The organism is Sinorhizobium chiapasense, from assembly GCF_036488675.1.
Lineage (GTDB): Bacteria > Pseudomonadota > Alphaproteobacteria > Rhizobiales > Rhizobiaceae > Sinorhizobium > Sinorhizobium chiapasense.
The window spans coordinates 1,234,310-1,254,336 of the sequence record NZ_CP133148.1; the positions used below are offsets into that span (position 1 = coordinate 1,234,310).

General features: G+C 60.2%; 19 protein-coding genes. 18 read left to right on the plus strand and 1 reads right to left on the minus strand.

Annotation, left to right across the window (positions count from 1 at the left end):
- Positions 1-45: 45 nt before the first annotated feature.
- The 3 genes from rplL to rpoC all read left to right on the plus strand — a co-directional run bounded on the left by rplL (position 46) and on the right by rpoC (position 9,226).
- Positions 46-429, plus strand: coding sequence for a 50S ribosomal protein L7/L12 (rplL, locus tag RB548_RS05915; RefSeq protein WP_012707747.1), 384 nt, complete (start codon positions 46-48; stop codon positions 427-429).
- 265 nt (positions 430-694) lie between these two features.
- On the plus strand, positions 695-4,837 hold the full coding sequence (gene rpoB, locus RB548_RS05920) for a DNA-directed RNA polymerase subunit beta (protein ID WP_331374071.1): 4,143 nt from the start codon (positions 695-697) through the stop codon (positions 4,835-4,837).
- 183 nt (positions 4,838-5,020) lie between these two features.
- On the plus strand, positions 5,021-9,226 hold the full coding sequence (gene rpoC, locus RB548_RS05925; RefSeq protein ID WP_331374072.1) for a DNA-directed RNA polymerase subunit beta': 4,206 nt from the start codon (positions 5,021-5,023) through the stop codon (positions 9,224-9,226).
- 111 nt (positions 9,227-9,337) lie between these two features.
- On the opposite strand, the gene RB548_RS05930 is transcribed toward rpoC, so the two are convergent.
- Complete coding sequence (locus RB548_RS05930) at positions 9,338-9,634, minus strand: transcriptional regulator (protein ID WP_136504346.1); 297 nt, start codon at positions 9,632-9,634, stop codon at positions 9,338-9,340.
- A gap of 573 nt (positions 9,635-10,207) precedes the next feature.
- Here RB548_RS05930 and rpsL point away from each other — a divergent pair.
- The 15 genes from rpsL (at position 10,208) to rpsQ (ending at position 19,878) form a co-directional block, all read left to right on the plus strand.
- Positions 10,208-10,579 carry a 30S ribosomal protein S12 gene (gene rpsL, locus RB548_RS05935; RefSeq protein ID WP_003507760.1) on the plus strand — a complete coding sequence of 124 codons (372 nt, stop codon included), beginning with the start codon at positions 10,208-10,210 and terminating at the stop codon, positions 10,577-10,579.
- Between the two features lie 57 nt (positions 10,580-10,636).
- The gene (gene rpsG / locus RB548_RS05940) at positions 10,637-11,107 is read left to right on the plus strand and encodes a 30S ribosomal protein S7 (protein WP_153439690.1); all 471 of its coding nucleotides are present in this window, start codon (positions 10,637-10,639) and stop codon (positions 11,105-11,107) included.
- A 30-nt stretch (positions 11,108-11,137) separates the two neighbouring features.
- Complete coding sequence (gene fusA, locus RB548_RS05945) at positions 11,138-13,237, plus strand: elongation factor G (protein WP_331374073.1); 2,100 nt, start codon at positions 11,138-11,140, stop codon at positions 13,235-13,237.
- Between the two features lie 71 nt (positions 13,238-13,308).
- Positions 13,309-14,484: an elongation factor Tu gene (gene tuf, locus RB548_RS05950; protein WP_153442062.1), complete on the plus strand. Its 1,176-nt coding sequence runs from the start codon at positions 13,309-13,311 to the stop codon at positions 14,482-14,484.
- A 145-nt stretch (positions 14,485-14,629) separates the two neighbouring features.
- Positions 14,630-14,938, plus strand: coding sequence for a 30S ribosomal protein S10 (gene rpsJ / locus RB548_RS05955; RefSeq protein ID WP_003507767.1), 309 nt, complete (start codon positions 14,630-14,632; stop codon positions 14,936-14,938).
- A gap of 119 nt (positions 14,939-15,057) precedes the next feature.
- Positions 15,058-15,744 carry a 50S ribosomal protein L3 gene (rplC, locus tag RB548_RS05960; RefSeq protein ID WP_331374074.1) on the plus strand — a complete coding sequence of 229 codons (687 nt, stop codon included), beginning with the start codon at positions 15,058-15,060 and terminating at the stop codon, positions 15,742-15,744.
- Positions 15,745-15,756: 12 nt separating this feature from the next.
- Positions 15,757-16,377, plus strand: a complete 621-nt coding sequence (gene rplD / locus RB548_RS05965; protein ID WP_331374075.1) for a 50S ribosomal protein L4 — start codon at positions 15,757-15,759, stop codon at positions 16,375-16,377.
- On the plus strand, positions 16,374-16,667 hold the full coding sequence (locus RB548_RS05970) for a 50S ribosomal protein L23 (protein ID WP_066875657.1): 294 nt from the start codon (positions 16,374-16,376) through the stop codon (positions 16,665-16,667). The genes rplD and RB548_RS05970 overlap by 4 nt, the downstream gene beginning before the upstream one ends.
- Positions 16,668-16,710: 43 nt before the next feature.
- On the plus strand, positions 16,711-17,547 hold the full coding sequence (gene rplB, locus RB548_RS05975) for a 50S ribosomal protein L2 (RefSeq protein WP_283998176.1): 837 nt from the start codon (positions 16,711-16,713) through the stop codon (positions 17,545-17,547).
- 15 nt (positions 17,548-17,562) lie between these two features.
- Complete coding sequence (gene rpsS / locus RB548_RS05980) at positions 17,563-17,841, plus strand: 30S ribosomal protein S19 (protein ID WP_018239488.1); 279 nt, start codon at positions 17,563-17,565, stop codon at positions 17,839-17,841.
- A gap of 2 nt (positions 17,842-17,843) precedes the next feature.
- Positions 17,844-18,233, plus strand: coding sequence for a 50S ribosomal protein L22 (gene rplV / locus RB548_RS05985; protein WP_136504353.1), 390 nt, complete (start codon positions 17,844-17,846; stop codon positions 18,231-18,233).
- Positions 18,233-18,964, plus strand: coding sequence for a 30S ribosomal protein S3 (gene rpsC / locus RB548_RS05990; protein WP_180940843.1), 732 nt, complete (start codon positions 18,233-18,235; stop codon positions 18,962-18,964). Before rplV ends, rpsC begins: the two co-directional genes overlap by 1 nt.
- 38 nt (positions 18,965-19,002) lie before the next feature.
- The gene (rplP, locus tag RB548_RS05995; RefSeq protein WP_011975175.1) at positions 19,003-19,416 is read left to right on the plus strand and encodes a 50S ribosomal protein L16; all 414 of its coding nucleotides are present in this window, start codon (positions 19,003-19,005) and stop codon (positions 19,414-19,416) included.
- A 12-nt stretch (positions 19,417-19,428) separates the two neighbouring features.
- Complete coding sequence (gene rpmC, locus RB548_RS06000; protein ID WP_153442057.1) at positions 19,429-19,629, plus strand: 50S ribosomal protein L29; 201 nt, start codon at positions 19,429-19,431, stop codon at positions 19,627-19,629.
- A 12-nt stretch (positions 19,630-19,641) separates the two neighbouring features.
- Complete coding sequence (gene rpsQ, locus RB548_RS06005; protein WP_018239490.1) at positions 19,642-19,878, plus strand: 30S ribosomal protein S17; 237 nt, start codon at positions 19,642-19,644, stop codon at positions 19,876-19,878.
- Positions 19,879-20,027: the final 149 nt, after the last annotated feature.

Below are 20,027 nucleotides of genomic sequence, written 5' to 3' on the forward strand. Positions count from 1 at the left end.
TGTTGTATTTAAAACCAGTTCGAACCGAACAAAAGGAAAAGTAAAATGGCTGATCTCGCAAAGATCGTTGAAGACCTCTCCTCGCTGACCGTCCTGGAAGCTGCTGAGCTTTCCAAGCTGCTCGAAGAAAAGTGGGGCGTTTCTGCCGCTGCTCCGGTGGCCGTTGCTGCTGCTGGCGGTGCTGCTGGCGGTGCTGCCGCTGCTGCTGAGGAAGAAAAGACCGAGTTCGACGTCATCCTGACGGATGCCGGCGCGAACAAGATCAACGTCATCAAGGAAGTCCGCGCCATCACCGGCCTCGGCCTCAAGGAAGCCAAGGACCTCGTCGAAGGCGCTCCGAAGGCTGTCAAGGAAGCTGTTTCCAAGGCTGAAGCGGCTGACCTCAAGAAGAAGCTCGAAGACGCTGGCGCCAAGGTTGACGTCAAGTAATTCGACGAAATGCAAAGGAGGGGTGGCCGTATGGCCGCCTCTCTTTGACCGTTTTTGGAACATATTACCCAAAAGCCTGTCGAAAACGGCTTTTGGGTAATGGGTTCTTCAAGAGGATGGTCTCGAACGGAAGGCAGCACAGCAATCCGCGCTGGGCGTTTTCCCGAAGTTGGACGAGATTGAACAACTCATTGATTGACGGGGTCGACTGGCCATCGGTTCCCGTCCGTTGCAGGCCCGGATGCAAGATTGACAAGGAGCGACGATGGCTCAGACCCTTTCGTTTAACGGTCGCAGGCGCGTACGCAAGTTTTTTGGTAAAATTCCAGAAGTCGCGGAGATGCCGAACCTCATCGAGGTTCAGAAGGCGTCCTACGACCAATTTCTTATGGTTGAAGAGCCTAAAGGCGGACGCCCTGATGAGGGCCTTCAAGCCGTTTTCAAGTCGGTATTCCCGATCAAGGATTTCTCGGGCGCTTCGATGCTCGAGTTCGTATCCTACGAATTCGAGCCGCCGAAATTCGACGTCGAGGAATGCCGCCAGCGCGACCTGACGTATGCGGCACCGCTGAAGGTGACGCTGCGCCTGATCGTGTTCGATATTGACGAAGACACCGGCGCAAAGTCGATCAAGGACATCAAGGAGCAGAACGTCTACATGGGCGACATGCCGCTCATGACGGACAACGGTACCTTCATCGTCAACGGCACCGAACGCGTCATCGTCTCGCAGATGCACCGCTCTCCCGGCGTGTTCTTCGATCACGACAAGGGCAAGAGCCATTCGTCCGGCAAGCTGCTCTTTGCAGCGCGCGTCATTCCTTATCGCGGCTCGTGGCTCGACATCGAATTCGACGCCAAGGACATCGTGCATGCCCGCATCGACCGTCGCCGCAAGATTCCGGTGACGTCGCTGCTGATGGCGCTCGGCATGGACGGCGAAGAGATCCTCGACACCTTCTACACGAAGTCGCTCTACCAGCGCGACGGCGAAGGCTGGCGCGTGCCGTTCCAGCCGGATGCCCTGAAGGGTCAGAAGGCGATCACCGACATGATCGACGCCGATACCGGCGAAGTTGTCGTTGAAGCCGGCAAGAAGCTTACGCCGCGCCTGCTCCGCCAGCTGCAGGAGAAGGGTCTGAAGGCTCTCAAGGCCACCGACGACGATCTCTACGGCAACTACCTCGCCGAAGACGTGGTCAACTACGGAACGGGTGAGATCTATCTCGAAGCCGGCGACGAGATCGACGAGAAGACGCTTCCCGTCATCCTTTCGGCAGGCTTCGACGAGATCCCGGTTCTCGACATCGACCACATCAATGTCGGTGCCTATATCCGCAACACCCTTGCCGCCGACAAGAACGAAAACCGCCAGGATGCGCTGTTCGACATCTATCGCGTCATGCGCCCGGGCGAACCGCCGACCATGGATTCTGCCGAAGCCATGTTCAACACGCTGTTCTTCGACGCCGAGCGCTATGATCTCTCGGCTGTCGGTCGCGTGAAGATGAACATGCGTCTGGACCTCGACGTTCCGGACACCGTTCGCACGCTCCGCAAGGAAGACATTCTTGCTGTCGTCAAGATGCTCGTCGAGCTGCGTGACGGCAAGGGTGAGATCGACGACATCGACAACCTCGGCAACCGCCGCGTTCGCTCGGTCGGCGAGCTCATGGAGAACCAGTATCGCCTCGGTCTCCTGCGCATGGAGCGCGCGATCAAGGAACGCATGTCCTCGATAGAGATCGACACGGTCATGCCGCAGGATCTGATCAACGCAAAGCCGGCAGCTGCCGCCGTTCGCGAATTCTTCGGTTCCTCGCAGCTGTCGCAGTTCATGGACCAGGTGAACCCGCTTTCGGAAATCACCCACAAGCGTCGCCTTTCGGCTCTCGGCCCGGGTGGTCTTACCCGCGAGCGCGCGGGCTTCGAGGTGCGCGACGTTCACCCGACCCATTACGGCCGCATCTGCCCGATCGAAACGCCGGAAGGCCCGAACATCGGTCTGATCAACTCGCTGGCAACCTTCGCTCGCGTCAACAAGTACGGCTTCATCGAGAGCCCGTACCGCAAGATCGTCGACGGCAAGGTCACGAACGACGTCGTCTATCTGTCGGCGATGGAAGAGGCGAAGTACCACGTCGCGCAAGCGAACTCGGTGCTGGACGACGATGGCTCCTTTGCGGAAGAATTCGTCGTTTGCCGTCACTCCGGCGAAGTTATGCTGGCGCCGCGCGACAACATCAACCTGATGGACGTTTCGCCGAAGCAGCTCGTGTCCGTCGCCGCCGCGCTCATCCCGTTCCTTGAGAACGACGACGCCAACCGCGCACTGATGGGCTCGAACATGCAGCGCCAGGCCGTGCCTCTGCTGCGTGCGGAAGCCCCGTTCGTCGGTACCGGCATGGAACCGGTCGTTGCCCGCGACTCCGGCGCCGCGATCGCTGCCCGCCGCGGCGGTGTGGTCGACCAGGTCGATGCGACGCGTATCGTTATCCGCGCCACCGAGGACCTCGATCCGTCGAAGTCGGGCGTCGATATCTATCGCCTGCAGAAGTTCCAGCGCTCGAACCAGAACACCTGCGTCAACCAGCGTCCGCTGGTCACCGTCGGCGACGTTTTGAACAAGGGCGACATCATCGCGGACGGTCCTTCGACCGACCTCGGCGATCTGGCGCTCGGCCGCAACGCGCTCGTCGCGTTCATGCCGTGGAACGGCTACAACTACGAAGACTCGATCCTGCTTTCCGAGCGGATCGTGCGCGACGACGTGTTCACCTCCATCCACATCGAAGAATTCGAAGTGATGGCGCGCGACACCAAGCTTGGTCCGGAAGAAATCACCCGCGACATTCCGAACGTCTCGGAAGAAGCGCTGAAGAACCTCGACGAAGCCGGTATCGTCTATATCGGTGCCGAAGTTCAGCCGGGCGATATCCTCGTCGGCAAGATCACGCCGAAGGGTGAAAGCCCGATGACGCCGGAAGAAAAGCTTCTGCGCGCCATCTTCGGTGAGAAGGCCTCGGATGTCCGTGACACGTCCATGCGCATGCCGCCGGGCACCTTCGGCACGGTCGTCGAAGTGCGCGTCTTCAACCGCCACGGCGTGGAGAAGGACGAGCGCGCGATGGCGATCGAGCGCGAGGAGATCGAACGCCTTGCCAAGGACCGCGACGACGAGCAGGCGATCCTCGACCGCAACGTCTATGCACGTCTGGTAGACATGCTGCGCGGTCACGTCGCTGTGGCTGGTCCGAAGGGCTTCAAGAAAGGCACCGAGCTTTCCAACGCCGTCGTCAGCGAATATCCGCGCTCGCAGTGGTGGATGTTCGCCGTCGAGGACGAAAAGGCTCAGGGCGAGATCGAAGCACTCCGCGCCCAGTACGACGAATCCAAGTCGCGCCTTGAACAGCGCTTCATGGACAAGGTCGAGAAGGTCCAGCGCGGCGACGAAATGCCCCCGGGCGTGATGAAGATGGTCAAGGTCTTCGTCGCGGTAAAGCGCAAGATTCAGCCGGGCGACAAGATGGCCGGCCGTCACGGCAACAAGGGTGTCGTGTCGCGCATCGTGCCGATCGAAGACATGCCGTTCCTGGAAGACGGTACGCATGTCGACGTGGTGCTGAACCCGCTCGGCGTGCCGTCGCGCATGAACGTCGGCCAGATCCTCGAAACCCATCTCGGCTGGGCTTGCGCCGGCATGGGCAAGAAGATTGGCGCGATGCTGGACGCGTATCACGAGAACGGCGACATCAAGCCGCTCCGCGCGACGATCGATGACGTCATCGGATCGGGTCCGAAGGGCGAGCCGATCAAGCAGTACGACGACGAGTCCGTCGTTCGGCTTGCCGAGCAGACCCGCCGCGGCGTATCGATCGCAACGCCGGTCTTCGACGGTGCTGTCGAGGCCGACGTGAACGAGATGCTGAACAAGGCAGGTCTCAAGGTGACCGGCCAGTCGACACTCTTCGACGGCCGTACCGGCGAACCGTTCGATCGTCAGGTGACCGTGGGCTACATCTACATGCTGAAGCTCAACCACCTGGTCGACGACAAGATCCACGCCCGTTCGATCGGTCCTTACTCGCTCGTCACCCAGCAGCCGCTGGGCGGCAAGGCGCAGTTCGGCGGTCAGCGTTTCGGCGAAATGGAGGTCTGGGCGCTGGAAGCTTACGGCGCCGCCTACACGCTCCAGGAAATGCTGACGGTCAAGTCGGACGACGTTGCTGGCCGCACCAAGGTCTACGAAGCGATCGTCCGGGGCGACGACACCTTCGAGGCGGGCATTCCGGAGAGCTTCAACGTTCTCGTCAAGGAAATGCGCTCGCTGGGCCTCAGCGTCGAACTCGAAAACTCGAAAGTCGACGACGTCAGCGCCGCGGCGCAACTGCCGGACGCAGCAGAGTAAGACGACATCAGGTGCGTGCCGCTTCAGGCACGCACCGTTTCCGCCGCAGGGCAGTTTATTGTCCACGGCAGGAACAGGGCCGCACCCGATGCGGTTTTAGCTGTTTATAGGGCAGGGGCTGGCGCCCGGGATTTGCCGGCACCCCGCCAAGCTCAGGGCGTAATGCCCGCAAAGGAGACAGGCATGAACCAAGAGGTCATGAATCTTTTCAATCCGCAGGTGCCTGCACAGACTTTCGATTCCATCCGGATTTCGATCGCCTCGCCGGAGAAGATTCTTTCCTGGTCTTACGGCGAGATCAAGAAGCCGGAGACGATCAACTATCGTACCTTCAAGCCGGAACGCGACGGTCTGTTCTGTGCCCGCATCTTCGGTCCGATCAAGGATTACGAATGCTTGTGCGGCAAGTACAAGCGCATGAAGTACAAGGGCATCATCTGCGAAAAGTGCGGCGTCGAAGTTACGCTGTCGCGCGTTCGCCGTGAGCGCATGGGCCACATCGAGCTCGCAGCGCCCGTTGCCCATATCTGGTTCCTGAAGTCGCTGCCGAGCCGTATCGCCACGCTGCTCGACATGACGCTGAAGGATATCGAACGCGTCCTCTATTTCGAAAACTACATCGTCACCGAACCGGGCCTGACTTCGCTCAAGGAAAACCAGCTCCTCAGCGAAGAAGAGTACATGCTCGCCGTTGACGAGTTCGGCGAAGACCAGTTCACCGCGATGATCGGCGCCGAGGCGATCTACGAGATGCTCGCTTCGATGAATCTCGAGAAGATCGCCGGTGACCTACGTTCGGAAATGGCCGAGACGACCTCGGATCTGAAGCAGAAGAAGCTGATGAAGCGGCTGAAGATCGTCGAGAACTTCATGGAATCCGGCAACCGTCCGGAATGGATGATCATGAAGGTCGTTCCGGTGATCCCGCCGGATCTGCGTCCGCTCGTGCCGCTCGACGGCGGCCGTTTCGCGACGTCGGATCTGAACGATCTCTATCGCCGCGTCATCAACCGTAACAACCGTCTGAAGCGGCTGATCGAGCTGCGCGCGCCGGGCATCATCATCCGCAACGAAAAGCGCATGCTGCAGGAATCCGTCGATGCGCTGTTCGACAACGGCCGCCGCGGCCGCGTCATCACCGGCGCCAACAAGCGTCCGCTGAAGTCGCTCTCCGATATGCTGAAGGGCAAGCAGGGCCGGTTCCGCCAGAACCTGCTCGGCAAGCGCGTCGACTATTCCGGCCGCTCGGTCATCGTGACCGGTCCGGAACTCAAGCTGCACCAGTGCGGCCTGCCGAAGAAGATGGCGCTCGAACTCTTCAAGCCGTTCATCTACGCCCGCCTCGACGCCAAGGGTTATTCCTCGACCGTCAAGCAGGCCAAGAAGCTCGTCGAAAAGGAAAAGCCGGAAGTCTGGGATATCCTCGACGAGGTCATCCGCGAGCATCCGGTTCTCCTGAACCGCGCACCGACGCTGCACCGCCTGGGCATCCAGGCCTTCGAACCGATCCTGGTCGAAGGCAAGGCGATCCAGTTGCATCCGCTCGTCTGCACCGCCTTCAACGCCGACTTCGACGGCGACCAGATGGCCGTTCACGTGCCGCTGTCGCTCGAAGCCCAGCTTGAAGCGCGCGTCCTGATGATGTCGACGAACAACATCCTGCATCCGGCGAACGGTGCACCGATCATCGTCCCGTCGCAGGACATGGTTCTCGGCCTCTACTATCTGTCGATCATGAACCAGAATGAGCCGGGCGAAGGCATGGCTTTCTCCGACATGGGCGAACTGCACCATGCTCTGGAAACCAAGGCTGTGACGCTGCATGCCAAGATCCGTGGCCGTTACAAGACCGTCGACGCCGAGGGCAACCGGGTTTCGAAGATCTTTGAAACGACGCCTGGTCGCATGATCATCGGCGAGCTTCTGCCGAAGAACCCGAACATCCCGTTCGACATCTGCAACCAGGAGATGACCAAGAAGAACATCTCCAAGATGATCGACACCGTCTACCGCCATTGCGGCCAGAAGGACACGGTCATCTTCTGCGACCGGATCATGCAGCTCGGATTCTCGCATGCATGCCGCGCCGGCATTTCGTTCGGCAAGGACGACATGGTGATTCCGGACACCAAGGTGAAGATCGTCGGCGATACCGAAGCGCTCGTGAAGGAATACGAGCAGCAGTACAACGACGGCCTCATCACTCAGGGCGAGAAGTACAACAAGGTTGTCGACGCCTGGGGCAAGGCAACCGAAAAGGTCGCCGAAGAGATGATGGCGCGCATCAAGGCGGTCGAGTTCGACGATAACGGCCGCCAGAAGCCGATGAACTCGATCTACATGATGTCGCACTCGGGTGCTCGTGGTTCGCCGAACCAGATGCGCCAGCTGGGCGGCATGCGCGGCCTCATGGCCAAGCCGTCGGGCGAAATCATCGAAACGCCGATCATTTCGAACTTCAAGGAAGGCCTGACCGTGAACGAGTACTTCAACTCGACGCACGGCGCCCGTAAGGGTCTGGCGGACACCGCCTTGAAGACCGCGAACTCCGGTTACCTGACCCGTCGTCTCGTCGACGTCGCGCAGGACTGCATTGTCACGCACACGGACTGCGGCACCGACAAGGGCCTCACCATGACGGCGATCGTTGATGCCGGTCAGGTCGTTGCCTCGCTCGGCCAGCGCATCCTGGGCCGTACCGCGCTTGACAACATCGACAACCCGGTCACCGGCGATCGCATCGTCGACGCCGGCAAGATGATCCTGGAAGCCGATGTCGTCGAGATCGAGAAGGCCGGCATTCAGTCGGTTCGCATCCGCTCGGCGCTGACCTGCGAGATCCAGACCGGTGTCTGCGGTGTTTGCTACGGTCGCGATCTTGCTCGCGGTACGCCTGTCAACATGGGCGAGGCAGTCGGCGTCATCGCGGCGCAGTCGATCGGCGAGCCGGGCACGCAGCTGACCATGCGTACGTTCCACCTGGGTGGCACGGCGACCGTGGTCGACCAGTCGTTCCTGGAAGCGTCCTATGAAGGCACGGTTCAGATCAAGAACCGCAACATGCTGCGCAACTCCGATGGTGCACTTGTTGCCATGGGCCGCAACATGGCGATCCAGATCCTGGACGAACGCGGTGTCGAGCGGTCCTCGCAGCGTGTTGCCTATGGTTCGAAGATCTTCGTCGACGATGGCGACAAGGTGAAGCGCGGCCAGCGTCTCGCCGAATGGGACCCCTACACCCGTCCGATGATGACGGAAGTCGAAGGTACCGTTCACTTCGAGGACGTGGTCGACGGCATCTCCGTGCTCGAAGCGACGGACGAGTCGACCGGCATCACCAAGCGCCAGGTTATCGACTGGCGTTCGACGCCGCGCGGCACCGACCTCAAGCCGGCGATCGTCATCAAGGACAAGAACGGCGCCATCGCCAAGCTGTCGCGTGGTGGTGAAGCTCGCTTCATGCTCTCGGTTGACGCGATCCTCTCGGTCGAACCGGGGCAGAAGGTCAGCCAGGGCGACGTGCTTGCCCGTTCACCGCTCGAAAGCGCCAAGACCAAGGACATCACCGGCGGTCTGCCGCGCGTTGCCGAACTCTTCGAGGCTCGTCGTCCGAAGGATCACGCCATCATCGCGGAGATCGATGGTACGGTCCGCTTCGGCCGCGACTACAAGAACAAGCGTCGCGTGCTGATCGAGCCGGCGGAAGACGGTGTCGAGCCGGTCGAATACCTGATCCCGAAGGGCAAGCCCTTCCATCTTCAGGATGGCGACTACATCGAGAAGGGCGACTACATCCTCGATGGCAACCCGGCACCGCACGACATTCTGGCGATCAAGGGCGTGGAAGCGCTGGCTTCCTACCTCGTGAACGAAATCCAGGAAGTCTACCGCCTGCAGGGCGTTGTCATCAACGACAAGCACATCGAAGTCATCGTCCGTCAGATGCTGCAGAAGGTCGAAATCACCGACGCCGGTGACTCGAGCTATATCGTCGGCGACAACGTCGACCGCATCGAGCTCGAGGACGTCAACGATGCGCTGCTCGCGGAAGGCAAGAAGCCGGCCGTTGGCGATCCGGTTCTGCTTGGTATCACCAAGGCGTCGCTGCAGACGCCATCCTTCATCTCGGCCGCTTCGTTCCAGGAAACCACCAAGGTCCTGACCGAGGCCGCAGTTGCCGGCAAGATGGACGGTCTGCAGGGGCTCAAGGAAAACGTCATTGTCGGCCGCCTCATTCCGGCCGGTACCGGCGGCACCATGACGCAGATCCGCCGCATCGCCACGGCGCGCGACGAGATGATCCTCGAAGAGCGCCGCAAGGGCACCGGTGCGGATGCGGCGACCCCGATGCTCGCCGACATGGCGAACGAGAACGCCGCGGCCGAATAAGCGCAAGGGGAGGGCGCGACGAGCGCCCGCCCTTTAAAAAACGAAGAAGCCGCTCCGAGCGATCGGGGCGGCTTCATGTTTCTGGGCGTTGAGATCGCGCGGCGCGCCGGGTTATGCGAAGCGAATGATCGCTACCTCGCCCTCGAGCGCGCCCTGGTAGGCGGAGGCGTGCGGCTCCTCGTCCGGGATATCCGTCAAGGTTCCGATCTGGTCGAGATCTGCCTGGAGGAAGCCTTCTTCGGCTAAGGCGTTAAGTGCCTCGCGCACGGCGGTGTCGTCGTCGGGCGCCCTGAGCATCACATGGATGTCGATACCCTCGTCGTCGCCGTCGGCTTCATAGGCCTTGCCGATGATGATGAAAACCAGCGGTTCGTCTGGCACGTTGTCGTTGTCCGGCGTAACGGGCATGGGATGTCCTTTCGAGTTTCGACGATCTTAGCGTGCTTTTCGACTGCGCGCGAAAGAAATAGGAAAAATAGGATAAGCAGGAGAGAATCAGCCGACCGGCTTCGCCGGCCCATGATCGTGGAAAACGTTCAGAAAGAAGTTGCTGATTCCTTAATTGCGAAGGACAATACCCGGGTTAAGGCGCCACGTTTGCGACCACTGCCGGACCGAGGCGCTGCCAAAGCCTTGTTTTCCAGGCATGGCAGGGCTGCGCGAGCCAGAATATTTCTTAATTGCCCTTGACGGATGGCCCCGAAATCAGTACACCCCGCCGCATCGGAGCCCATGTGAGGCTGGCTGGTTCGGAACGTCGCGTTCTGGAGTTCGCCTCAAACAAGGTTCGAAACGCACGCTGAAGACAAAATGCTGCACGCAAGACGCGCGAAATAGTGCGTCCTCTGCTTTTGGTGGGGCCATCTGCGAAAAGGCGGATCGGCCCTCGTTTTGCGCATTTCATAGGCGTTCGAGACCGCCGGCGACGGCAACGATCCGCCCGAAAGGGTAACGAGACAAGATTTTGCAAGGGATGGTTACATGCCTACCGTAAACCAGCTGATCCGCAAGCCGCGTCAGGCACAGGTAAAGCGCAACAAGGTTCCTGCTCTGCAGGAAAACCCGCAGAAGCGCGGCGTTTGCACCCGCGTCTACACGACGACCCCGAAGAAGCCGAACTCGGCTCTGCGTAAGGTTGCAAAGATCCGCCTGACGAACGGCTTCGAAGTTATCGGCTACATTCCGGGTGAAGGTCACAACCTGCAGGAGCACTCCGTGGTCATGATCCGCGGCGGCCGCGTAAAGGACCTTCCGGGTGTTCGTTACCACATCATCCGTGGCGTTCTCGATACGCAGGGTGTGAAGAACCGCAAGCAGCGCCGCTCCAAGTACGGCGCAAAGCGTCCGAAATAACATCGCAACCGGCGCCATTTCGCTGGTCAAGTTTTTAAAAGTTGAGAGACGAGAAGTATGTCCCGACGTCACAGAGCAGAAAAGCGTGAGATCAACCCGGATCCGAAGTTCGGTGATCTGGTTGTCACGAAGTTCATGAACGCAATCATGCTGCACGGCAAGAAGTCCGTTGCTGAAAGCATTGTCTATGGTGCTTTCGATGCGGTCCAGTCGAAGCTGAAACAGGAACCGATCGCCGTGTTCCACTCCGCGCTCGACAACATTGCTCCGCACGTTGAAGTGCGTTCGCGCCGCGTCGGTGGTGCTACCTACCAGGTTCCGGTCGATGTCCGTCCGGAGCGTCGCCAGGCCCTCGCCATTCGCTGGCTGATTGCGGCCGCACGCAAGCGCAATGAAACGACCATGGTCGATCGCCTCTGCGGCGAACTCATGGACGCAGCGAACAACCGTGGCAGCGCCGTGAAGAAGCGCGAAGACACCCACAAGATGGCTGACGCCAACCGTGCGTTCTCGCACTACCGTTGGTAATCTGGAACAGGTCCTGAAAGGCAGTCTCTCATGGCTCGCGAATATAAAATCGAAGATTACCGAAATTTCGGTATCATGGCGCACATCGACGCCGGCAAGACGACGACGACCGAGCGTATCCTCTACTACACCGGCAAGTCCCACAAGATCGGCGAAGTCCACGACGGCGCCGCGACCATGGACTGGATGGAGCAGGAGCAGGAACGCGGCATCACGATCACGTCTGCTGCCACCACGACCTTCTGGAAGGGCCGTGACGGCAAGATGCGCCGCTTCAACATCATTGACACCCCCGGCCACGTTGACTTCACCATCGAAGTCGAGCGTTCGCTGCGCGTTCTCGACGGCGCTATCGCGCTGCTCGATGCCAACGCCGGTGTTGAGCCGCAGACCGAAACCGTCTGGCGTCAGGCTGAGAAGTATCATGTTCCGCGCATGATCTTCTGCAACAAGATGGACAAGACCGGTGCGGATTTCTACCGCTCTGTCGAGATGATCAAGACCCGTCTCGGCGCAACGGCCGTCGTTATGCAGCTGCCGATCGGCGCCGAAAGCGAATTCAAGGGCGTTATCGATCTGATCGAGATGAATGCTCTCGTCTGGCGTGATGAATCGCTCGGCGCCCAGTGGGACGTCGTCGAAATTCCGGCCGACATGAAGGAAAAGGCTGAAGAATACCGCGAAAAGCTGATCGAGACCGTTGTCGAGATCGACGAAGCGGCAATGGAAGCCTACCTGGAAGGCAACTATCCGGACAACGACAAGATCCGGGAGCTGGTTCGTCGCGGCACGATCGACGTGAAGTTCCACCCGATGTTCTGCGGCACGGCCTTCAAGAACAAGGGCGTCCAGCCGCTGCTCGACGCCGTCGTCGACTACCTGCCGTCCCCGGTCGATATTCCGGCGATCAAGGGCATCGACGTCAAGACCGAAGGCGAAATCACCCGTAAGGCTGATGACAACGAGCCGCTCTCGATGCTGGCGTTCAAGATCATGAACGACCCCTTCGTCGGCTCGCTGACCTTCGCCCGCATCTATTCCGGCAAGCTCGAAAAGGGCACGTCGGTCATGAATACGGTCAAGGAAAAGCGCGAGCGCGTCGGCCGTATGCTGCAGATGCACTCGAACTCGCGTGAAGACATTGAAGAGGCCTTCGCTGGCGACATCGTTGCGCTTGCGGGTCTCAAGGAAACCACCACGGGCGACACGCTGTGCGATCCGCTGAAGCCGGTTATCCTCGAGCGCATGGAATTCCCCGAGCCGGTCATCCAGATCGCGATCGAGCCGAAGACCAAGGGCGACCAGGAAAAGATGGGCCTCGCGCTCAACCGCCTGGCTGCAGAGGATCCGTCCTTCCGCGTCAAGACCGACGAGGAATCCGGCCAGACGATCATCGCCGGCATGGGCGAACTTCACCTCGACATCATCGTCGACCGCATGCGCCGCGAGTTCAAGGTGGAAGCGTCGGTTGGTGCTCCGCAGGTTGCTTACCGTGAAACCATCACGCGTCAGCACGAAGAAGACTACACGCACAAGAAGCAGTCCGGTGGTACCGGTCAGTTCGCGCGCGTCAAGATCGTCTTCGAACCGAACCCGGAAGGCGAAGATTTCGTGTTCGAATCCAAGATCGTCGGTGGTGCTGTTCCGAAGGAATACATCCCGGGTGTTCAGAAGGGTATCGAAAGCGTTCTGTCCTCGGGTCCGCTCGCTGGCTTCCCGATGCTGGGTGTCAAGGCGACGCTCATCGACGGCGCGTTCCACGACGTCGACTCGTCCGTCCTGGCGTTCGAAATCGCTTCGCGTGCCTGCTTCCGTGAAGCCGCAAAGAAGGCCGGTGCTCAGCTCCTCGAGCCGATCATGAAGGTCGAGGTTGTCACGCCGGAAGATTACGTCGGTGACGTGATTGGTGACCTGAACTCCCGCCGTGGCCAGATCCAGGGTCAGGAATCGCGCGGCGTCGCCGTGGTGATCAATGCCCACGTGCCGCTCGCGAACATGTTCAAGTACGTGGACAACCTGCGCTCGATGTCGCAGGGCCGCGCTCAGTACACGATGCTGTTCGATCACTACGCGCCGGTTCCGTCGAACGTCGCGCAGGAAATCCAGGCGAAGTATTCCGGTCAGAAGTGACCGGAATAACCTCGCGCTGAAACAGAATGAAAAGATTTCCCCTCTAGGGGACAGAAAACGGAGAGCCGGAAATGGCAAAGAGCAAATTTGAGCGCAACAAGCCGCACGTTAACATTGGCACGATTGGCCACGTTGACCATGGCAAGACGTCGCTGACGGCGGCGATCACGAAGTACTTCGGCGAGTTCAAGGCGTATGACCAGATCGACGCTGCGCCGGAAGAAAAGGCCCGTGGTATCACGATTTCGACGGCGCACGTCGAATACGAGACGCCGAACCGTCACTATGCGCACGTCGACTGCCCCGGCCACGCCGACTACGTGAAGAACATGATCACCGGTGCGGCGCAGATGGACGGCGCGATCCTGGTTGTTTCGGCTGCCGACGGCCCGATGCCGCAGACCCGCGAGCACATCCTGCTCGCCCGCCAGGTCGGCGTTCCGGCGATCGTCGTGTTCCTCAACAAGGTCGACCAGGTCGACGACGCCGAGCTGCTCGAGCTCGTCGAGCTCGAAGTTCGCGAGCTGCTGTCGTCCTACGAATTCCCGGGCGACGACATTCCGATCATCAAGGGCTCGGCGCTCGCCGCGCTTGAAGATAGCGACAAGAAGATCGGCGAAGACGCGATCCGCGAGCTGATGGCCGCGGTTGACGCCTACATCCCGACGCCGGAGCGCCCGATCGACCTGCCGTTCCTGATGCCGATCGAAGACGTGTTCTCGATCTCGGGCCGCGGTACGGTTGTGACCGGTCGCGTCGAGCGCGGCATCATCAAGGTCGGCGAGGAAGTCGAGATCGTCGGCATCCGTCCGACGACGAAGACGACCTGCACGGGCGTTGAAATGTTCCGCAAGCTGCTCGACCAGGGCCAGGCCGGCGACAACATCGGCGCGCTCTTGCGCGGTGTCGACCGCAACGGCGTCGAGCGCGGCCAGATCCTGTGCAAGCCGGGTTCGGTCACGCCGCACACGAAGTTCAAGGCGGAAGCCTACATCCTGACGAAGGAAGAAGGTGGCCGTCATACGCCGTTCTTCACCAACTACCGTCCGCAGTTCTACTTCCGCACGACGGACGTGACCGGCATCGTGACGCTGCCGGAAGGCACGGAAATGGTGATGCCGGGCGACAACGTGACGGTTGACGTCGAGCTGATCGTGCCGATCGCGATGGAAGAAAAGCTGCGCTTCGCGATCCGCGAAGGCGGCCGCACCGTCGGCGCAGGCATCGTCGCCTCCATCATCAAGTAACAAGAAAACGGCTTGGCCGTTTCGGCAGGGACATGGTCTCCCATGTCCCTGCGATTTTTGAAAGAAGCGGCAGAGCGTAACGAATTCAGAAGTTTAAGTGTGTGCCTTCAAGGGCATACCGGAAACACGAGCAAGGACAAGTCGAATGAACGGCCAGAATATCCGCATCCGCCTCAAGGCGTTTGATCACCGGATCCTCGATGCCTCCACGCGCGAAATCGTGTCGACGGCCAAGCGCACCGGTGCGAGTGTGCGCGGGCCCGTGCCGCTTCCGACCCGGATTGAAAAATTCACGGTCAACCGGTCGCCGCACGTCGACAAGAAGAGCCGCGAACAGTTCGAGATGCGCACGCACAAGCGCCTTCTCGATATCGTTGATCCGACCCCTCAGACGGTTGATGCGCTGATGAAGCTCGATCTGGCCGCTGGCGTCGACGTCGAGATCAAGCTCTAAGGTCCGGCGCAAGCCGAAATAACAAGGAAGGTACGTGGAGTTTTCCAACGGCTTCCAGGAACAGGAAACCGGAAGGTGCAAGGCACCGGACGGGAACCCTAAACAAGAGGCGTGAACCGATGCGTTCAGGTGTGATTGCACAGAAGGTGGGAATGACCCGCGTCTACAACGACGCCGGCGAGCATATCCCGGTAACAGTATTGCGGCTGGAGAACTGCCAGGTAGTGGCCCACCGCACGGAAGAGAAGAACGGCTATACCGCAGTTCAGCTGGGTGCCGGCCGTTCCAAGGTCAAGAATACGCCGAAGGCCATGCGCGGCCATTTTGCCGCTGCAAACGTCGAGCCGAAGGCGAAGCTCGTCGAGTTCCGCGTTTCCGCGGACAACATGATCGACGTTGGCTCCGAGCTGACGGCCAGCCACTTCGTCGCAGGCCAGCTCGTCGACGTCACCGGTACGACGATCGGTAAGGGCTTTGCCGGCGCTATCAAGCGCCACAACTTCGGCGGTCTGCGCGCCACTCACGGCGTTTCCGTATCGCACCGCTCGCATGGTTCTACCGGTTCCAACCAGGATCCGGGCCGTGTTTGGAAGGGCAAGCGCATGGCCGGCCACATGGGCCAGACCCGCGTTACCACCCAGAACCTGGAAGTCGTATCGACGGACGAAGACCGCGGCCTGATCCTGGTCAAGGGTGCAGTCCCCGGCTCCAAGGGGGCCTGGATCGTCGTTCGCGACGCAATCAAGTCCGGCACCCCGGAAGGCGCTCCGCGCCCGGCCGGCGTGCGCGCCGAAGCATCGAAGTAAGGGAGCCGAATAATGGATCTCACCGTCAAAACCCTCGAGGGCAAGGACGCGGGAAAGGTTTCCCTTTCTGACGCCATTTTCGGCCTCGAACCCCGTGAAGACATCATCGCCCGCGTCGTTCGCTGGCAGCTCGCCAAGAAGCAGCAGGGCACGCACAAGGCCAAGGGACGCGCAGAAGTTTCGCGCACCGGCGCCAAGATGTACAAGCAGAAGGGTACGGGCCGCGCCCGCCACCACTCCGCTCGTGCTCCGCAGTTCCGCGGCGGTGGCAAGGCTCATGGCCCGGTTGTCCGCAGCCACGCTCACGACCTTCCAAAGAAGGTCCGCGCGCTCGGCCTGCGCCATGCGCTCTCGGCCAAGCTGAAGGCAGAAGAGATCATCGTCATTGACGATCTCGTTGCCAAGGAAGCAAAGACGAAGGCTCTCGCCGGCGTGTTCGCGTCGCTCGGCCTCACCAACGCTCTGATCATCGGCGGTGCCGAGATCGAGAGCAACTTCAAGCTCGCAGCCCAGAACATCCCGAACGTGGACGTTCTGCCGGTTCAGGGCATCAACGTTTACGACATTCTGCGCCGTGGCAAGCTCGTACTTTCCAAGGCTGCCGTACAAGCTCTGGAGGAGCGGTTCAAATGACGGATCTTCGCCACTATGACGTGATCGTGTCTCCCTCGATCACCGAAAAGTCGACGCTGGTTTCCGAACAGAACCAGGTCGTCTTCAACGTCGCCAAGGGCGCTTCGAAGCCTGAGATCAAGGCTGCTGTCGAAGCTCTGTTCGGCGTCAAGGTCACGGCCGTGAACACGCTCCTCCGCAAGGGTAAGCTGAAGCGTTTCCGCGGTTTTGCCGGGAAGCAGAAGGACGTGAAGAAGGCGATCGTCACGCTCGCCGAGGGTCAGTCCATCGACGTCTCCACCGGTCTCTAACGGATAGGCCCATTAGGGTAAAAACCCAAAAGGGAACAAGAAAATGGCATTGAAAAGTTTCAATCCGACGACCCCGAGCCAGCGTCAGCTGGTCATCGTAGACCGGTCCGGCCTCTACAAGGGCAAGCCGGTCAAGGCGTTGACCGAGGGCCTGTCCTCCAAGGGCGGTCGCAACAACCTGGGCCGCATCACCGTCCGCTTCCAGGGCGGCGGTCACAAGCGGTCCTACCGTCTGGTCGACTTCAAGCGTCGCAAGTTCGACGTTGAAGGCACGGTCGAGCGTCTGGAATATGACCCGAACCGCACCGCCTTCATCGCGCTTGTCAACTATGCCGACGGCGAACAGGCCTACATCCTCGCTCCGCAGCGCCTTGCTGCCGGGGACAAGGTCATCGCTTCGGAGAAGGCCGTTGACGTCAAGCCCGGCAACACGATGCCGCTGCAGTTCATTCCGGTTGGTTCCATCATCCACAACGTGGAGATGAAGCCGGGCAAGGGCGGCCAGATGGCCCGCTCCGCCGGAACCTACGCGCAGCTCGTCGGCCGCGACCAGGGCATGGCGATCCTTCGCCTCAACTCGGGCGAGCAGCGCCTGGTGCACGGCTCTTGCCTTGCTTCGATTGGCGCTGTATCGAACCCCGATCACGGCAATATCAATGACGGCAAGGCTGGTCGTTCGCGCTGGCGCGGTAAGAAGCCGCACGTTCGCGGCGTCGTCATGAACCCGGTTGACCACCCGCACGGCGGTGGTGAAGGCCGCACCTCCGGTGGCCGTCACCCGGTTACCCCGTGGGGTAAGCCGACGAAGGGTAAGCGCACGCGCTCCAACAAGTCGACCGACAAGTTCATCATGCGCTCGCGTCACCAGAAGAAGAAGTAAGAGAGGAAGTCTCGAATGACTCGTTCAGTATGGAAAGGTCCGTTCGTTGACGGTTATCTTCTCAAGAAGGCTGAGAAGGTCCGGGAAGGCGGTCGTAACGAAGTGATCAAGATTTGGAGCCGGCGCTCCACGATCCTTCCGCAGTTTGTCGGCCTCACCTTCGGCGTCTACAACGGCAGCAAGCACGTCCCGGTCAGCGTCAACGAAGACATGGTCGGACATAAGTTTGGTGAATTCTCTCCGACCCGGACCTACTACGGTCATGGCGCGGACAAGAAGGCAAAGAGGAAGTAACAATGGGCAAGGCAAAAGCCGAACGCCGGCTGAAGGATAATGAGGCGCAGGCAATTGCGCGCACGATCCGCGTCAGCCCCCAGAAGCTCAACCTCGTTGCTGCGATGATCCGCGGCAAGAAGGTTGACCGCGCTCTGGCCGAACTCGAGTTCTCGCGCAAGCGCATCGCAGATACGGTCAAGAAGACGCTTGAATCTGCGATCGCAAACGCGGAGAACAACCACGATCTCGACGTTGATTCGCTGATCGTCGCTGAAGCTTACGTTGGCAAGTCGATCGTGATGAAGCGCTTCCACGCCCGTGGTCGCGGCCGTGCATCGCGCGTCGAAAAGCCGTTCTCTCACTTGACGATCGTCGTTCGTGAAGTGGAAGCCAAAGGGGAGGCCGCATAATGGGCCAGAAAATCAATCCGATCGGTTTCCGTCTCGGCATCAACCGGACCTGGGACAGCCGTTGGTTCGCTGACAACGCTGAATACGGTCAGCTGCTTCATGAAGACCTGAAGATCCGTGCATACCTGATGGAAGAGCTGAAGGCTGCCGGCATCGCCAAGGTGGTGATCGAGCGTCCGCACAAGAAGTGCCGTGTGACGATCCACTCTGCACGTCCGGGCCTGATCATCGGCAAGAAGGGCGCCGACATCGAAAAGCTGCGCAGGAAGCTTTCCGAGATGACCAATTCCGAAACGCACCTCAACATCGTTGAAGTGCGCAAGCCGGAAGTCGACGCAACCCTCGTTGCGCAGTCGATCGCCCAGCAGCTTGAGCGCCGCGTGGCGTTCCGCCGTGCGATGAAGCGTGCTGTTCAGTCGGCCATGCGGCTTGGCGCCGAAGGCATCAAGATCACCTGCGCCGGTCGTCTCGGCGGTGCGGAAATCGCACGTACCGAATGGTACCGCGAAGGCCGCGTTCCGCTGCACACTCTGCGTGCGGACATCGACTATGGCACGGCCGAAGCGGAAACCGCTTTCGGTATCTGCGGCATCAAGGTCTGGATCTTCAAGGGCGAAATCCTTGAGCACGATCCGATGGCTTCCGAGCGTCGCGCGACCGAGAGTGACAACCAGGGCCCTGGCAGCCGTGATCGCGACCGCGATCGTGACCGCCGTCGTGAAAACGCGTAACATTCGCGTTTGGCAGCCAATATCGGAGAAGTAAAAAAATGTTGCAGCCAAAGCGTACGAAGTATCGCAAGCAGTTCAAGGGCCGCATCAAGGGCGTAGCCAAGGGCGGGTCTGATCTCGCCTTCGGCGAATTCGGCCTGAAGGCTCAGGAACCGAACCGCGTCAATGCGCGCGAGATCGAAGCGGCCCGCCGCGCGATCACTCGCCACATGAAGCGCGCCGGCCGCGTTTGGATCCGTGTGTTCCCGGACGTTCCGGTCACCGCCAAGCCGACCGAAGTCCGCATGGGTAAGGGTAAGGGTTCGGTCGAATACTGGGCATGCAAGGTCAAGCCCGGCCGTATGATGTTCGAGATCGATGGTGTCAGCGAAGAACTCGCCCGTGAGGCACTTCGTCTTGGCGCTGCCAAGCTCTCTGTCAAGACGCGCTTCGTGCAGCGTATCGCAGAGTAAGGAGTGAAGCTCATGAAAGCCGCAGATGTTCGCGCTCTGAGCGCCGATCAACTCAACGAAGAGCTTGCCAAGCTGAAGAAGGAGCAGTTCAATCTGCGCTTCCAGAAGGCAACCGGCCAGCTCGAGAAGTCTTCGCGTATCAACGAAGTCCGCAAGGACATCGCACGCATTAAAACAATTGCCCGCCAGAAGGCGGCAGAAGCCAAGGCCTAAGGACCAGAAAATATGCCGAAACGCATTCTGCAGGGCACCGTCGTCAGCGACAAGAACGACAAGACCGTCGTCGTCAGGGTCGAGCGCCGCTTTGCGCACCCGATCCTCCAGAAGACCGTTCGCCGTTCCAAGAAGTACAAGGCCCACGACGAGAACAACCAGTACAAGGTCGGTGACGTCGTTTCCATCGAGGAATGCGCGCCGATCTCCAAGGATAAGCGCTGGACGGTGGTTTCCGCCCAGGCTTGATTTCTGCAGGTTTTGACCGCGAGACCCTTGCGTCTCGGGCAAATATCTGTATGAAGCACGCAATTAAAGCTGAGGAACGCTCGAGTCCGGGCGTTCTTTTGCTTTGAGATGAGCACAGTAAGCCGGGCGAGGGGGTTTCGACCCAACCG